Origin of the sequence: Streptomyces lomondensis, from assembly GCF_014651035.1 — a bacterium.
Taxonomy (GTDB): domain Bacteria; phylum Actinomycetota; class Actinomycetes; order Streptomycetales; family Streptomycetaceae; genus Streptomyces; species Streptomyces lomondensis.
In genome coordinates, this window is record NZ_BMWC01000013.1 from 87,105 (window position 1) to 102,438 (window position 15,334).

The window sequence follows — 15,334 nt, forward strand, 5'->3', positions numbered from 1 at the left end:
CGCGGCCTGACCGGGGCCGGTGCCCCGAGGCAGGGGGACCAGGACGTCCCTCCCCGACCAGCGGCACGGGTCGACGGTTACGGTCCCAGGTTCCCCGGAGCTGCCTCACCCGCCTCACCGCCTCCGGGCCCGGACTCGTGCCCGCCCGCACCATCCGGCCCGGGCCGTTCGTCCGGCCGATGGGCGGGCCAGAGCCGTCGCCCCGGTTCCACGCCGGGGCACGGTTCCCCCTCTCTGCCTCCTGCCCAAGGCCGGCCTCCGTCGCCCTCGGGGCAGGCACCCCCGCCCCGGGGTGCCACGATTCCCGGGCTGCGCTGGTCCGCAGACCTGCCGCCCGCCCACACGGTGCTGATCTGTGTCGCCCTTCCCGGCCTGGCCATCTCGACGGAGGAAGGGCAGATGACCGGCCGAGGGCTGGAAGGGTTCTATCGCGGCGGCCGGCGCGTGCTCTCCCGGTGCGAGGTCCGGGTGGCAGGGTGGGAACCCCTCGCGGTCCAGGCCCGGATGGCAGCGGCCGACCGCGCCAGATTCGTGGGCACGCTCCGTGTGTCCCCGCAGGCGGGCCCCGACCCGGACGTCCTGGTGGAACGGAACCGGTACGCGGACGGCACGGAGCGGATCACCCTGCACAGCGCGGCTCCCCGCCCGCTGCGGCTGCCGGTGGAGGTGGCCCTGGGCACGGACCTGGCCGACCTCGGGGCAATCGCCTCCGGCAGCGCGGGACCCGAGCTGCCCGCCAGCGTGCACGACTCCGGCCTGCGCTGGTCCTGCGCCACCGGCAACGCGTCCGTCACGGCCGCACCGCCTCCCTCGGACGCTCTGGCCTCGGCCGGACTGCTGCGGTGGGAGCTCGACCTGCCGCCGGGAGGGAGCAGAAGCGTCGAACTACGGGTGCGGCCGGACGGCGCGGGGCCCCTGCGAGCCGTGGGCCGCGCGGCGACCAGCCCTCTCGCCGCGGCACACGCGGAAGGCGACGACCCCAGGGTCCCTGTGCTCCTGCGGACGAGCATCGAGGACCTCCAGGCCCTTCTGTTGCGGGACTCCGCCCACCCCGCCGACACCCACCTCGCGGCAGGGGCACCCTGGCGCTGCGGTCTGGCCCCCGCCGACGCGCTCGTCGCCGCCCGGATGGCCCTGCCTCTCGGCACCGGCCTGGCCGCGGGGACGCTGCGCATCCTCGCCCGGACCCAACTCACGAGACCAGGAGCGCAGTCCGGGATGATCCCCGGCCCGAGACGGGACGCCGGGCCGCACCTTCCGCCGCAGTGCACCGGCACGGAGGCCACGCTGCTCTTCCCCGCACTGCTCGCCGAGGCCCGCCGCTGGGGCCTCTCCGAACAGGAGACGGAGGAGCTGCTGCCCGCCGCCGAGCGCTGCCTGACGTGGCTGCGGACCACCGCGGGCGACGATACGTACCTGCGCGACCCGCACTCAGGCGGCCTGGTCCGCTGCGAGACGCAAGCCCACGCACACCGCGCCGCAGTGCTCGGCGCCGATCTGCTCGACGCGTGCGGCCGCACGGGCGGGGCGGCACTCCGGCAGTGGGCCCAGGCGTTACGCACCGCCTTCCGGAGGGACTTCTGGGTCGACGACCTCGGCGGCGGCCGGCCTGCCGTGGCTCGTGCCCCGGACGGCCGGCTCGTGCCTCACCTGGGCGCGGCCGCTGTCCACCTCCTCGACACCGGCCTGCTGGGAGGAGGCGCACTGGCACCCAGCCTGCTCGACAAGGTCCAGACCGAGAACCTCGCCCGGCTGCTCGGCAGCCCGGTCATGGACTCGGGCTGGGGCCTGCGTGGTCTGGGTGCGAAGGAACCGGGCTTCAACCCGTTCGGCCACCGCGCCGGAGCCGTACGGATCCAGGAGACGGCACTCGCCGTCGCGGGTCTGGCCGCCACCGGCTACGAAAAGGAGGCGAGCTCGCTGCTGCGCGGCGTCCTCGCGGCCGCTGAGACCTTCGGCCACCGCCTGCCCGAGATGTACGCGGGGGAACAGCGCACGGAGGGCAGCGCCCCCCTCCCGCACCCGGCGGCCTGCCGCCCTGCGGCCACTCCGGCGGCCGCCGGAGTCCTGCTGCTGACCACGCTCGCAGGCATCCGCCCCGACGCCCCGGCCGGGACGATCACCCTGCGCCCCCTTCGCAGCGCTCCCCTGGGCGAGATCGGCCTCATGGGGCTGCGGGTGGCGGGCGCACCCTTCTCCGTGCGGGTCAGCCGGCTCGGCCTCGCCATGGTCGAGGAGGCGGCCGACGGACTGCAACTGGGGGTGTGACCTCGTACGACCTACCACCGCCGGACCATCGGGAACAGACAGTGGACCCCATAGCGCACAGAAGTGGATCAGTAGGCGAAGCGACCGCCGAAGGGAGTGCTTATCGTCAGGCAGACGACTATGATCGCCGCATGCCCTACGACCCGTCAGCCTTTCCTCCCTTCGCCGTCACCGTGGACCTGGTCGTGCTGACCGTGCGCCGCCATGCCCTGTGCGCGCTGGCGGTACGCCGGGGGGAACCGCCGTTCCAGGGGCGTTGGGCGCTCCCCGGCGGCTTCGTACGGGCCGATGAGGACCTGGCGCAGGCCGCGGCGCGCGAGCTGGCCGAGGAGACCGGGCTGCGGGTGCACGACCCCTCCGTCCCCGCTCAGGACCACGGCGCGCATCTGGAGCAGCTCGCCACCTACGGAGACCCAAAGCGCGATCCCAGGATGCGGGTCGTCAGTGTCGCCCACCTCGCCCTCGCTCCGGACCTGCCCGCGCCCAGGGCGGGCGGTGATGCCAGCAACGCGCGCTGGGCTCCGGTCGAGGAGCTGCTCCAGCAGGGCGGGTACGGGCGGGACACCGAGCCGGTCGCGCCGCTCGCCTTCGACCACGCGCAGATCCTGGCGGACGGAGTGGAGCGCGCTCGCTCCAAGATCGAGTACTCGTCGCTGGCCACGGCCTTCTGCCCGCCCGAGTTCACCGTCGGAGAACTGCGCCGCGTCTACGAGGCGGTCTGGGGCGTGGCGCTCGACCCGCGCAACTTCCATCGCAAGGTCACCGGCACACCGGGCTTCCTCGTCCCCACCGGCGGGACGACCACCCGCCAGGGCGGCCGCCCGGCACAGCTCTTCCGTGCCGGCGGCGCGACTCTGCTCAACCCACCGATGCTGCGCCCCGAGGTGTGACCGACGGCGCGAGCGCCGCCGGACCCGGAACGCGACCCGCCCGCAGCCTCGACAAGGGCCGTCGCCGTGCGCGAGGCAGGCCTCGTGATGCCCGAAAAACCGGACATAGCGCGCTATCTTGCTGCGAGTGATCCAGGCCTTCGGACTGACCAGCAACCCTCGCAAAGAGCTTCCGCCCGCAGCCGACGACGTCTCGTTCGAAGCGCGAGCGGGCCGCGTCACCGCGCTGCTCGGAGCACCGGGCGCCGGCAAGACGACGGTGCTCAGGCTCATGCTCGAACTCCAACAGGGCCGTGGCATCACCTACTTCCGGGGTCGCCCTCTGCACCGCATCGCCCACCCGTCGCGCGAGGTCGGGGTGCTGCTGGGCGACGTGCCGGGCCACCCGGCCCGCACCGTCCGTGGCCATCTGCGCATGCTGTGTGCCGCGGCAGGGGTTCCCGTCCGGCGCGCCGACGAAGTCCTGGAAGCGGTGGGGCCCCTGGGCCTGCGCGACGAACGTCTCGGCACCCTCTCGCGCGGCATGGACCGCCGCCTCGGCCTGGCTTGCATCCTCCTGGCCGACCCGCACACTCTCGTCCTCGACGATCCCGCCGACGGGCTCTCCGCCCGCGAGAGCAACTGGCTGCACGGCATGCTGCGCGCACACGCCGCCCAGGGCGGCACGGTCCTGTTCACCACAGCCGACCCCAAAGAGGCCGCCCGCACCGCCGACCGGGTCGTCACGCTGGAGCAGGGCAGGCTGGTGGCCGACCAGGAGGCCGCCGAGTTCTCCCGCACCCGGCTGCGTCCCCGTGTCGCCGTCCGCAGCCCGCACGCGGCCCGTCTCGCGGCTCTCCTGGCCAAGCAGGCCCGCACCGCGCAGCGCTCCGTCGAAGTGGTACGAGAGGGCGGCAACCGCCTCTCCGTGTACGGCAGTACCTGTGCGGACATCGGCGAGACCGCGTTCCGCCACGGCATCGTCGTCCACCAACTCGCGGACGAGATCGGAGACATGGGGCCCGGTGCGGGCGCCGATCCGGCAGCCGAGGCGTCGCGAGTCTCCGCCGACAAGCTGGAACGCGTCGGTCTCGAGCCTGAGTGCGTCCGCGTCGAGCCTGAGTGCGTCCGCAGCGATCCTGAGCGCGTCGGCGGCGATCCTGAGCGCGCTGTGGTCGAGCCTGAGCGCGCCGGTGTCAGGACGGAGCGCACCACTGACACGCACCCGACACCCCCGGCGCCCCGGGCCTGCGAGCCGGAACCGTCCGTCGGCGAGTCACTGCCGGCCACCGGCAACGCCATGGCCGCCACTACCGACCCCATCGCCGCCACTACCGACCCCATGGCCTGCACCGCCGACCCCATGGCCTCCACCGCCGAGCTGCGACCCACACTTGAGCCGCGACCCACCGCCGAGGCCCCGGAGCCGGCCTCCGACGAGACGTCGCCCTCCTCCGGTCAAGCCCAGCCCGCCACCGAGCCGCACGCGTCCTCCCACGCCCTCACAACTGGCGGCGCCCCGTGCGACGCCGCCGCCCCACCTCAGGAGGCGACGGCCACGCCCTCGTCGCCGCCCCGTGTGCTTCACCCCGTCGGCGCCCGCACAGCCCGCGCCCTCGACGCTCTGCCCCCTCTGCCGCCCCCCATCTCCGTCCGCCCCGCCCCCAGCCCCCTCCGCCCGCTCCGCTACGAGATCCGCCGCGCCACCGGCATCGGCACCGGGTTCCTCACCGGGGCCGTGGTGCTCGTCGTGTCCGCCGTGACCGCCGTCGTGCTCGCCCGCATCGGGCACACCCCGCAGCCGCGCCTGCTGGCCGCATGGCCGCAGGAGCTGCCCCTGCCGCCCGCGGCACTCGGGGCGGGACTGCTCGGCGCACTGGCCTTCGGCGACGAGTTCCGCCACCCCGCCCTGGCCGCGGACCGCGGCACCGTGCCCCGTCGGCTGGGGCTGCTGGCCGCGAAACTGCTCGTCGCCTCGGTCACCGCGCTGGTGCTCGCCGTCCTCACCGTCGGCTGCGACGCCGAAGTGCTCTATCTCGTCTACGGACGGGAGCTCGCCCAGGTTCCCGCCGACTGGCTCGCGCTGAGTGCGAGTTGGATCGGGCTCGTGGTCGGCTGCGCCTGGGCGGGCGTACTGGCCGCGGGGGTCTTCCGGTCCACCACGGCCGGGCTCGCCGCGGTGGCCGCCGTGCCCCTCCTCGTCGTACCCGTCGTGCACAAGCTCCTGGACGGGCCGTCCGTGCGGACCACGGCCGGGCTTCCGCTGCGGCTGCGGGAGGCCCTCCTGCCGCGGTGGCCCTTCGGCGGGGAGCGTTACCTGGAGGCCGCGCTCGCCATGATCTCCCAACCGGTCGGCGGCGCACTGACGTTGTCGCTGACCGCGCTGCTCTGCGCGTACCTGCTTACGACACTGCGGAGCAGATTCCGGTGACGACTGTCCGTGACGCTTCGTCCGGCCATGCGCACAACTCCCCGCAGAGCGCCCATTTCTTTCCGATAAGGCGTCAATTGCGACGGGGTGAGCGATCACCCTTTCGTGTGCTTTTCACCAAAGACCTCAAGGGAGTTGGAGACGGCGCCGACAAAGGATGCGTGAGTACCCTTGCGCACACCATGATGACCGCCGCCCGCTCCGCTGACTCCGGCCTCGCGAGCCCGGGCGAACTCGACCGCTACCCCTACGCCGAGGCGCCCGCCGTCGACCGTGTCGGCGCCCCTGCCTGGGACGGCGCGGACCCCGAGCTGGGCCGTGTGGGCCGACGCGCCGCGGGCAGCCGCGGACGCGGGCTGCACGGCCAACTCGTCCAGCAGCTGGGGCAGATGATCGTCTCCGGCGACCTGGGCGCCGACCGCCCGCTGGTGCCCGAGGAGATCGGCCAGCGCTTCGAGGTCTCCCGCACCGTCGTCCGTGAGTCGCTCCGCGTCCTGGAGGCCAAGGGGCTGGTGAGCGCCCGCCCGAACGTCGGCACGCGCGTGCGCCCCGTCAGTGACTGGAACCTCCTCGATCCGGACATCATCGAGTGGCGGGCCTTCGGGCCGCAGCGCGACGACCAGCGCCGCGAGCTGAGCGAGCTGCGCTGGATGATCGAGCCGCTCGCCGCCCGCCTCGCCGCCGGGCACGGACGCGAGGACGTCCAGCAGCGCCTCGTGGACATGGTCGAGATCATGGGGCACGCGATGGCCCAGGGTGACGCGCTCACCTTCTCCCGCGCCGACTCCGAGTTCCACTCGCAGCTCATCCAGATCGCGGGCAACCGCATGCTGGAGCACCTCTCTGGGATCGTGTCCGCGGCCCTCCAGGTCTCCGGTGGCCCGGTCACGGGCTGTGACCGGCCGAACGAGGCATCGCTCGCGCACCACGGCCGCATCTGTGACGCCCTCGCCACCGGTGACGGAGCCGCGGCCGAGGCGGCGATGCGCCAACTGCTCACGGTCCACCCCGAGGTGGAACGGGTGGTGCCCGCCCCGCGCGAGCACTGACCACGTTCCGCGGGCGGCGCGGCCGGGTCTGCCACCCCCCTCCTGTGGCACGGCCCGTCCGGTGAACCGCCTCCCGTCGGACCCCGTGGGATCGATCGCGATCCCGCGGGGTCCGACGGCGCGAAGGGGCCGCAGATCCGCCGAAGCGGCCGGTCGCAACCAGAGGTGACCGCCTCTGCCCGCGTCTGACCGTTTTTATTCGCTTACGGGGTGTGACTCGGGCCACGTAGATTGGGCGTAACGCTCGCGGGGAGAACGCGATGACCTAAGAGGTGACAGCCGCGGAGGGAATACGGACGCCGTTCACGGCGCTGTGCATCTTCCCGGCCCCCGCCCGCGCCGTCGGCCCACCACCAAGCCGGCGGTCGGCTCCTGTCCTCCATGGATGGGGCCGGAAGCCGTTTTCCAACGTTCCGAGAGGTTGTTCGTGTCGGCCAGCACATCCCGTACGCTCCCGCCGGAGATCGCCGAGTCCGTCTCTGTCATGGCGCTCATTGAGCGGGGAAAGGCTGAGGGGCAGATCGCCGGCGATGACGTGCGTCGGGCCTTCGAAGCTGACCAGATTCCGGCCACTCAGTGGAAGAACGTACTGCGCAGCCTCAACCAGATCCTCGAGGAAGAGGGTGTGACGCTGATGGTCAGTGCCGCAGAGCCCAAGCGCACCCGAAAGAGCGTCGCAGCGAAGAGTCCCGCCAAGCGCACCGCCACCAAGACGGTCGCGGCCAAGGCGGTGACCACCAGGAAGGCAACCGCCACCGCCACGCCGGCGGAGCCCGCCGCCGAGCCCGCCGTCGAGGAAGAGGCGCCCGCCAAGAAGGCGGCTGCCAAGAAGACGACCGCCAAGAAGGCGGCCGCGAAGAAGACCGTCGCAAAGAAGACGGCGGCCAAGAAGACCAGCGCCAAGAAGGACGACGTCGAGCTCCTCGAAGAGGAGGTGCTCGAGGAAGCAGCCCCCGGCAAGGCCGGTGAGGAGCCCGAGGGCACCGAGAACGCGGGCTTCGTGCTCTCCGACGAGGACGAGGACGACGCGCCCGCCCAGCAGGTCGCGGCCGCCGGTGCCACCGCCGACCCGGTCAAGGACTACCTCAAGCAGATCGGCAAGGTCCCCCTGCTCAACGCCGAGCAGGAGGTCGAGCTCGCCAAGCGCATCGAGGCGGGTCTGTTCGCCGAGGACAAGCTGGCCAACGCCGACAAGCTGGCGCCGAAGCTGAAGCGCGAGCTGGAGATCATCGCCGAGGACGGCCGCCGCGCCAAGAACCACCTCCTGGAGGCCAACCTCCGACTGGTGGTCTCCCTGGCCAAGCGCTACACCGGCCGCGGCATGCTCTTCCTGGACCTCATCCAGGAGGGCAACCTCGGTCTGATCCGCGCGGTCGAGAAGTTCGACTACACCAAGGGCTACAAGTTCTCCACGTACGCCACCTGGTGGATCCGTCAGGCGATCACCCGCGCCATGGCCGACCAGGCCCGCACCATCCGTATTCCGGTGCACATGGTCGAGGTCATCAACAAGCTCGCGCGCGTGCAGCGCCAGATGCTCCAGGACCTGGGCCGCGAGCCCACCCCGGAGGAGCTGGCCAAGGAGCTCGACATGACCCCCGAGAAGGTCATCGAGGTCCAGAAGTACGGCCGCGAGCCCATCTCGCTGCACACCCCGCTGGGCGAGGACGGCGACAGCGAGTTCGGCGACCTCATCGAGGACTCCGAGGCGGTCGTCCCGGCCGACGCGGTCAGCTTCACGCTCCTCCAGGAGCAGCTGCACTCCGTGCTCGACACCCTGTCCGAGCGCGAGGCAGGCGTCGTCTCCATGCGCTTCGGTCTCACCGACGGTCAGCCGAAGACCCTCGACGAGATCGGCAAGGTGTACGGCGTCACGCGTGAGCGCATCCGCCAGATCGAGTCCAAGACCATGTCGAAGCTGCGCCACCCGTCCCGTTCGCAGGTGCTGCGCGACTACCTCGACTAGTCACAGCCGTACGACGCGCAAGGCCCGGTTCCCCGAGGGGACCGGGCCTTCGTGGTGCTGTCTCTGCGCGGGTGCGCGGTGCCGCGCGGTGAATCACCCTGGGTGTCTCACCGACACCACGGAGTGAGGAGTGTGTATGCGTCGTCGCCTGGCCCGAGCCCTGGCCCGCCCCCTGGTCCTGGCAGCCGCGGCATCCGCGATATCCATGGCTTCCGCCGCCCCTGCGGCCGCCGACAGCGTGGTCATAGGCGGCTTCCCCGTCGACGCGTCGGAGAGTCCCTGGACGGTGGCCCTGTCCAGTCGTGACCGGTTCGGGGGTACGCGCGCGGGGCAGTTCTGCGGCGGTGTGGCGGTCGGCCGCAGCACCGTGCTCACCGCGGCTCACTGCATGGACAGGGAGGTCCTGGGCGGGCCGCCGGAGCGGGTGCGTGACCTCAAGGTCATAGCGGGACGCACAGACCTGCTCTCGGACCGCGACGGTCGGGAGATCGCCGTGCGAGCCGCCTGGGTGAACCCGGCGTACGACGGGGTCAGCAACTTCGGGGACTTCGCCGTCCTCAGCCTGGCCGAACGTCTCCCCGCCGACTCGTTGATCGACATGGCGGCGGGCGGTGACCCCGCGTACGGAGTGGGCGGGGTGGCGACGGTGTACGGGTGGGGCGACACCTCGGGCGCCGGCGAGTATCCGGGCAGACTGCGGGCGGCACGCGTGCGCGTGCTCCCCGACGCTCTCTGCGAGAAGGCCTATCCGGGCGGTACCGACGGCACCTACGACGCCAGGAGCATGCTGTGCGCGGGGGAGACCGAGGGAGGCCGGGACGCCTGCCAGGGCGACAGCGGAGGACCACTGGTGGCCCAGGGGCGGTTGATCGGGCTCGTGTCCTGGGGGATCGGCTGCGGACGGGCCGGCAGCCCGGGGGTGTACATGCGTGTGTCGGACATCATGCGGACGCTCGGCTGGACACGAGTGTGAGAGCGGGCACGCGGCGTCCGACGGGCCCGCTGAGGGGCTTGTGGGGACGAGGACGGGCGGCTGCCCCTGGATGGAGAGGCAGCCGCCCGTTCACCGGCCTGTGCCGGGCTGGCTCGTCGTCGGACGCGAGGTGTCAGCGCTCTTCTTCGGAGGCGGTCGCGGGAGCGGACGTCAGCCGCTCCGTCTCGTCCTGTATCTCAGCGGCGATCTTCTTGAGTTCCGGCTCGAACTTGCGCCCGTGGTGGGCACAGAAGAGCAGCTCTCCGCCGCTGAGCAGGACGACGCGCAGGTACGCCTGGGCGCCGCAGCGGTCGCAGCGATCAGCGGCCGTCAACTGGCTCGCAGGGGTCAGAACAGTAGTCACGTCGCCTCTTCTCTAGCTCGACGAGCTGTCGTACCAGGGTCAACATCCAACCAGCCCCAAAACGTTCCCGCTCGTGGCTTCTCCTCGAAAAAATCTTTGCGAGGCGGCTGTCTGCTGCCGGTTGGCGGCGAATGTGCCGTATTGCGTGTCTATGTGTCTTACGGAGCTTCGCGTTGTATCGGTGGTCGGTCCTCCCGGCTGGGTTGCCGGTTGTTCATGAGGACGTGCCCGGAGCCTAAATGGTTCATGCCTGGAAGGGAACGTGATGTGTGCTTCACTCCATCGAGGGATCGAACAGGCATGCGAGCCTGGACTAGTGTGAGTTTCCGGCGAGGGTGGCGTTACAACGGCTCTACCAGGCCTCGGTACCCTCTCACCGGTGACTGAAGCCGCGCCCTTACCCATGAGGGCCCCATCTGAAATTCAGCGAGGAGCGAACCGCGTGACCGCCGACACGTCCGTGCCGTCCACAGCTCTGCTGGCAGGAGCAGACCGGGACGGTTCCAACTACACCGCGCGGCACCTGCTCGTCCTCGAGGGGCTCGAGGCCGTGCGCAAGCGTCCGGGCATGTACATCGGGTCGACCGACAGCCGCGGTCTGATGCACTGCCTCTGGGAGATCATCGACAACTCCGTCGACGAGGCTCTCGGGGGCTACTGCGACCACATCGAGGTGATCCTCCAGGACGACGGTTCCGTGGAGGTGCGGGACAACGGCCGGGGCATCCCGGTCGACGTCGAGCCCAAGACCGGCCTCTCCGGTGTCGAGGTCGTCATGACCAAGCTGCACGCCGGCGGCAAGTTCGGCGGCGGCTCCTACGCCGCCTCGGGTGGTCTGCACGGCGTCGGAGCCTCCGTGGTGAACGCCCTGTCCGCCCGCCTGGACGTCGAGGTGGACCGCGGCGGGCACACCCACGCCATCAGCTTCCGGCGCGGTGTTCCCGGCGCCTTCGCCGGGAACGGCCCGGACGCGAGGTTCGAGGCCAAGAGCGGCCTGCGCAAGGCCAAGAGGATCCCGAAGACCCGCACCGGCACGCGCGTGCGGTACTGGGCCGACCGCCAGATCTTCCTCAAGGACGCCAAGCTCTCCCTGGAGACGCTGCACCAGCGCGCCCGCCAGACCGCGTTCCTGGTCCCCGGCCTGACCATCGTCGTCCGCGACGAGTTCGGCCTCGGCGAGGGCGGCAGCAAGGGCGAGGAGTCCTTCCGCTTCGACGGCGGAATCAGCGAGTTCTGCGAGTACCTGGCCACCGACAAGCCGGTCTGCGACGTCCTCCGGTTCTCCGGCCAGGGCACCTTCAGGGAGACCGTCCCGGTCCTGGACGAGCACGGCCAGATGACCCCCACCCAGGTCACCCGTGAGCTGGACGTCGACGTCGCCCTGAGGTGGGGCACGGGGTACGACACGACCCTGAGGTCGTTCGTGAACATCATCGCCACCCCCAAGGGCGGTACCCACGTCGCCGGCTTCGAGCAGGCCGTGGCCAGCACGATGAACGAGGTGCTGCGGGCCAAGAAGCTCCTGCGCGTCGCCGAGGACGACATCGTCAAGGACGACGCCCTGGAGGGCCTGACCGCGGTCGTCACCGTGCGCCTGGCCGAGCCCCAGTTCGAAGGCCAGACCAAGGAGGTCCTCGGGACCTCGGCGGCCCGCCGCATCGTGAGCAACGTGGTCGCCAAGGAACTCAAGGCGTTCCTGACGTCCACCAAGCGCGACGCCGCCCAGCAGGCCCGTGTCGTGCTGGAGAAGGCCGTCGCCGCGGCCCGTACGCGTATCGCCGCCCGGCAGCACAAGGACGCGCAGCGCCGCAAGACGGCCCTGGAGTCCTCCTCCCTGCCGGCCAAGCTCGCCGACTGCCGGAGCGACGACGTCGACCGCAGCGAGCTCTTCATCGTCGAGGGCGACTCCGCGCTCGGTACGGCGAAGCTCGCCCGGAACTCCGAGTTCCAGGCGTTGCTGCCGATCCGAGGCAAGATCCTCAACGTCCAGAAGTCGTCCGTGACGGACATGCTGAAGAACGCCGAGTGCGGGGCGATCATCCAGGTCATAGGAGCAGGCTCGGGCCGGACCTTCGACATCGACACCGCCCGCTACGGCAAGATCATCATGATGACCGACGCCGACGTCGACGGCTCGCACATCCGCACCCTGCTCCTGACCCTGTTCCACCGGTACATGCGGCCCATGGTCGAGGCAGGCCGGGTCTTCGCGGCGGTGCCGCCGCTGCACCGGATCGAGATCGTCCAGCCGAAGAAGGGCCAGGACAAGTACGTCTATACGTACTCGGACCGTGAGCTGCGCGACAAGCTCATGGAGTTCCAGAGCAAGGGCATCCGCTACAAGGACTCGATCCAGCGCTACAAGGGCCTCGGTGAGATGGACGCCGACCAGCTGGCCGAGACGACGATGGACCCGCGCCACCGCACCCTGCGCCGGATCAACCTCTCCGACCTGGAGGCGGCCGAGCAGGTCTTCGACCTGCTGATGGGCAACGACGTCGCTCCGCGCAAGGAGTTCATCTCCAACTCGGCGGCGACGCTGGATCGGTCGCGGATCGACGCGTAGCCGCCGGTGCCGGGCCGGGGGCGTCGGACCTGGTCGTAGCCTGCTGTGACCGTGTGGTGCACGCACACAGTCCGAACCGCTCGTGGACACCGCCGGTGCTGCCCTGACTGGGGCGGGCACCGGCGGTGTCCGTGTGAGGGCTTCCCGCACGGCACGGGCAGGTCCGGGAGCGAGGGACGGTTTCGGAACGTGCCCGAGCCCGCCGGGAGTGAGGAGTGCGGATCCGGCCGTGCCCCTGGCTCACCCGCGGCGGCGCCGCTGTTCACGGCGCCATCCGCATGCCCTCTCCACCCCTGGGTGGAGACGTGCCCGGTCGGGGATCCACCCATGATCCACCCGGGCTCCGATCCTGTGACCTGGTCATTTTCCGTAGCGTCGAAGGCGTCGGCGGCACCGGCTGCCGGCACTCCCTCTCTCGCTCACGGAGGCTGTGATGTCCGGGCTCGTCGACGCGTTGGTGATCGCGGCCGTTGCCGTCCTGGTGATCACCCGGCAGTTCCGCGCAAGCCGGATCGACGGTGATCGCCGCTGGTGGCTCCTGCCCGCGATACTCGTCGTCGTCGCGCTGCGCGAGCCCGGCATACTCGACGCCCACCACCCCACGGCCTCGGCGCTGCTGCTCGGCGCCGAACTGCTCGTCGGCCTGGCCACCGGCGCCGGCTGGGCCTGGACCAGCCGCATCTGGTCGGCCCCGGACGGCTCGGTGTGGTGCAAGAGCAGCACGGCGAGTGCCGCCGTCTGGGGCGTCGGCATCGGACTGCGCGTCAGCCTCCTCGCCCTCGGCGCGGCGGTGGGCGTTCACCAGGACAGCTCCGCCCTGCTGCTGGGACTGGCCGGCACCCTGCTCGTCCGGTCCGGAATCCTGGCCCGGCGAGCTCAATCCCTGCGCGCCACCGCGCCCTTGAGCGGAGCGTACGGTGACAGCACGACACGGCCCGCGGGGAAGGAGCGTGTGTGAAGGAGAAAGCCTGGACACGCTGGCCTTCCCGGGAGGCACTGAGCCGCGAGGGGCTCTCTCGCTCCCGGTGCCTGCTGGCCTGGACGGTGCGGGCCCTGGTTCTCGGCGTGCTGCTGTGGGGTGCCTTCGCCGACAGCAAGGTGGGCGGCTGGAAGGCGGCGGCCGGTGCCGGAGGAGTGCTTCTGGCGGCACTGCTCGCCTGGTCGTTCTTCCGGACCACGCTCCAGCACCGGCTGTGGTCGTCGCTGGCGTCGCTCGCGCTGCTCCAGGGCGTCGCCGTCGCGGCCCAGATGTCGGGATTCACAGTGGCGGCCCTCGTCATGTGGTGCGGGTGCGCCGTCTCGGCACTGGAGCGCCTGCCACCCGCCATCGCCCTCACCACAGCGGGCGTGGCATTCGGTTGCTACGGGTTCGTCAACGACAGCGATCCCCTGACGACGGTGGTCACCGGCGTCGGCCTCGCCCTGGCCGGCTACACACTGCGCCTCGACGCCGAGGCGCGTGCCGGCGCCCAGCGGCTGCTCGCCCAGGAGCGGGCCGCGCGCGCGGCCGAGGCGGAGACGGCGGCGCTCGCCGAGCGGGCCCGCATAGCGCGGGAGATTCACGACGTGCTGGCCCACAGCCTCTCGGCCCAGCTCGTACACCTGGAGGCGGCCCGGCTGCTGATCGAGCGAGGCGGGAAACGAGAGCGCGTGCTCGAACGAGTGGTTGCGGCACGGGAGATGGCGCGCGGCGGGCTGGCCGAGACCCGTCAGGCGCTCTCCGCCCTGCGCGGGGACATGACCCCGCTGGAGGACTTTCTCAACCAGCTGGTGGGGACGGCCGACGGCGCCGAGATCACCATCACGGGTGAACGCAGGACACTGCCGGCCGAGGCCTCGCAGACCGTGCGCAGAGCGGCCCAGGAGGCCCTGACGAACGCCCGCAAGCACGCCCCGGGCGCCAAGGTGCGCCTTCGGCTCGACTACCGCCCGCACGAAGTGACCCTGGACGTACGGGACTCGGGCGGCTCGCCGGGCGAGCTGACCGGGACGGGCGCCGGGTACGGTCTGCTGGGCATGCGGGAGCGTGCCGAGCTGCTGGGCGGCTCGCTCGAGGCAGGCCCGGGCGAGGAGGGGTTCGTGGTGACGTTGAAGGTGCCGGTATGACGGAGGAGGCCGAGCGGAAGACCGCTCGGGTGGTGGTCGCGGACGACCAGACCGTGGTGCGGGAGGGCATCGTGATGCTGCTCGGCCTGCTGCCCGGGATCGAGGTCATCGGTGCCGCGGGAGACGGGGAGGAGGCGGTGCGGCTGGTCGGCGAACTAGCCCCGGACGTGGTGCTGATGGACCTGCGTATGCCCCGCTGCGACGGAGTGGAGGCGACCCGCAGGATCCGTGCGGAGCATTCCGGGACGCAGGTCGTGGTGCTCACGACGTACGCCGACGACGAGTCGCTGTTCCCGGCGCTGGCAGCGGGAGCGCGCGGCTACCTCACCAAGGACGCGGACGGAGACGAGATCGTGCGGGCCGTGCACAGCGTGCTGTCCGGGGACGCGGGACTCTCGCCGAGCATCCAGCGGCGGCTCCTGGAGCGCCTGACCGAGGCCGAACTCAGACCGGCCCCGCCCCGGGAGGCGCCGGACGGGCTCACCGCGCGGGAGACGGAGGTGCTGGTCCTCATCGCCGAGGGGCTCAGCAACCAGGAGATCGCCCGCCGACTGCATGTCTCGACCGCCACCGTGAAGACCCACATCAACAACATGTTCACGAAGACGGGGCTCAAGGACCGTGCGCAGGCGGTGCGTTACGCGTACGGGAAGGGGCTGGTGCGGCCACCAGCGGGTTGAGTCACCTGATGGGGTGAAGAGCGAGGGGAAGAAGAGTCGGGGATCTTCCCGTTCTGTCCATC

The 15,334-nt window shown here is 71.4% G+C and carries 11 protein-coding genes; 10 read left to right on the forward strand and 1 reads right to left on the reverse strand.

Annotation, left to right across the window (positions count from 1 at the left end; genetic code table 11):
* Positions 1-351 precede the first annotated feature (351 nt).
* From IE255_RS33015 to IE255_RS33040, 6 genes are all read left to right on the forward strand, one after another.
* Entirely contained in the window at positions 352-2,268 is a 1,917-nt protein-coding gene (locus IE255_RS33015; RefSeq protein ID WP_190054166.1) for a glycogen debranching N-terminal domain-containing protein, read from the forward strand.
* A gap of 131 nt (positions 2,269-2,399) precedes the next feature.
* Positions 2,400-3,158, forward strand: coding sequence for an NUDIX hydrolase (locus IE255_RS33020; protein ID WP_190054077.1), 759 nt, complete (start codon positions 2,400-2,402; stop codon positions 3,156-3,158).
* 127 nt (positions 3,159-3,285) lie between these two features.
* Positions 3,286-5,568: an ABC transporter ATP-binding protein gene (locus tag IE255_RS33025; RefSeq protein ID WP_190054078.1), complete on the forward strand. Its 2,283-nt coding sequence runs from the start codon at positions 3,286-3,288 to the stop codon at positions 5,566-5,568.
* A 161-nt stretch (positions 5,569-5,729) separates the two neighbouring features.
* Positions 5,730-6,617, forward strand: coding sequence for a FadR/GntR family transcriptional regulator (locus IE255_RS33030; protein WP_190054079.1), 888 nt, complete (start codon positions 5,730-5,732; stop codon positions 6,615-6,617).
* 427 nt (positions 6,618-7,044) lie between these two features.
* Positions 7,045-8,583 carry an RNA polymerase sigma factor gene (locus tag IE255_RS33035; protein ID WP_190054080.1) on the forward strand — a complete coding sequence of 513 codons (1,539 nt, stop codon included), beginning with the start codon at positions 7,045-7,047 and terminating at the stop codon, positions 8,581-8,583.
* Between the two features lie 136 nt (positions 8,584-8,719).
* Positions 8,720-9,556 (forward strand): S1 family serine peptidase, encoded by an 837-nt coding sequence (locus tag IE255_RS33040; protein WP_190054081.1) that lies wholly within the window; start codon positions 8,720-8,722, stop codon positions 9,554-9,556.
* 133 nt (positions 9,557-9,689) lie between these two features.
* Here the strand turns inward: IE255_RS33040 and IE255_RS33045 are convergent, their stop codons facing one another.
* Complete coding sequence (locus tag IE255_RS33045; RefSeq protein ID WP_010034922.1) at positions 9,690-9,920, reverse strand: DUF7455 domain-containing protein; 231 nt, start codon at positions 9,918-9,920, stop codon at positions 9,690-9,692.
* Positions 9,921-10,362: 442 nt separating this feature from the next.
* Here IE255_RS33045 and IE255_RS33050 point away from each other — a divergent pair, with 442 nt between their 5' ends.
* From IE255_RS33050 to IE255_RS33065, 4 genes are all read left to right on the forward strand, one after another.
* Positions 10,363-12,486 carry a DNA gyrase/topoisomerase IV subunit B gene (locus IE255_RS33050; RefSeq protein WP_190054082.1) on the forward strand — a complete coding sequence of 708 codons (2,124 nt, stop codon included), beginning with the start codon at positions 10,363-10,365 and terminating at the stop codon, positions 12,484-12,486.
* 433 nt (positions 12,487-12,919) lie between these two features.
* The gene (locus IE255_RS33055; protein WP_190054083.1) at positions 12,920-13,444 is read left to right on the forward strand and encodes a DUF1453 domain-containing protein; all 525 of its coding nucleotides are present in this window, start codon (positions 12,920-12,922) and stop codon (positions 13,442-13,444) included.
* Positions 13,441-14,592: a sensor histidine kinase gene (locus IE255_RS33060; RefSeq protein ID WP_190054084.1), complete on the forward strand. Its 1,152-nt coding sequence runs from the start codon at positions 13,441-13,443 to the stop codon at positions 14,590-14,592. The genes IE255_RS33055 and IE255_RS33060 overlap by 4 nt, the downstream gene beginning before the upstream one ends.
* Complete coding sequence (locus IE255_RS33065) at positions 14,589-15,272, forward strand: response regulator transcription factor (RefSeq protein WP_190054085.1); 684 nt, start codon at positions 14,589-14,591, stop codon at positions 15,270-15,272. The genes IE255_RS33060 and IE255_RS33065 overlap by 4 nt, the downstream gene beginning before the upstream one ends.
* Positions 15,273-15,334: the final 62 nt, after the last annotated feature.

Coding starts and splice junctions, on each gene's coding strand:
- IE255_RS33040 (WP_190054081.1), top strand. CDS start 8,720: ATGCGTCGTCGCCTGGCCCGAGCCCTGGCCCGCCCCCTGGTCCTGGCA.
- IE255_RS33065 (WP_190054085.1), top strand. CDS start 14,589: ATGACGGAGGAGGCCGAGCGGAAGACCGCTCGGGTGGTGGTCGCGGAC.
- IE255_RS33055 (WP_190054083.1), top strand. CDS start 12,920: ATGTCCGGGCTCGTCGACGCGTTGGTGATCGCGGCCGTTGCCGTCCTG.
- IE255_RS33020 (WP_190054077.1), top strand. CDS start 2,400: ATGCCCTACGACCCGTCAGCCTTTCCTCCCTTCGCCGTCACCGTGGAC.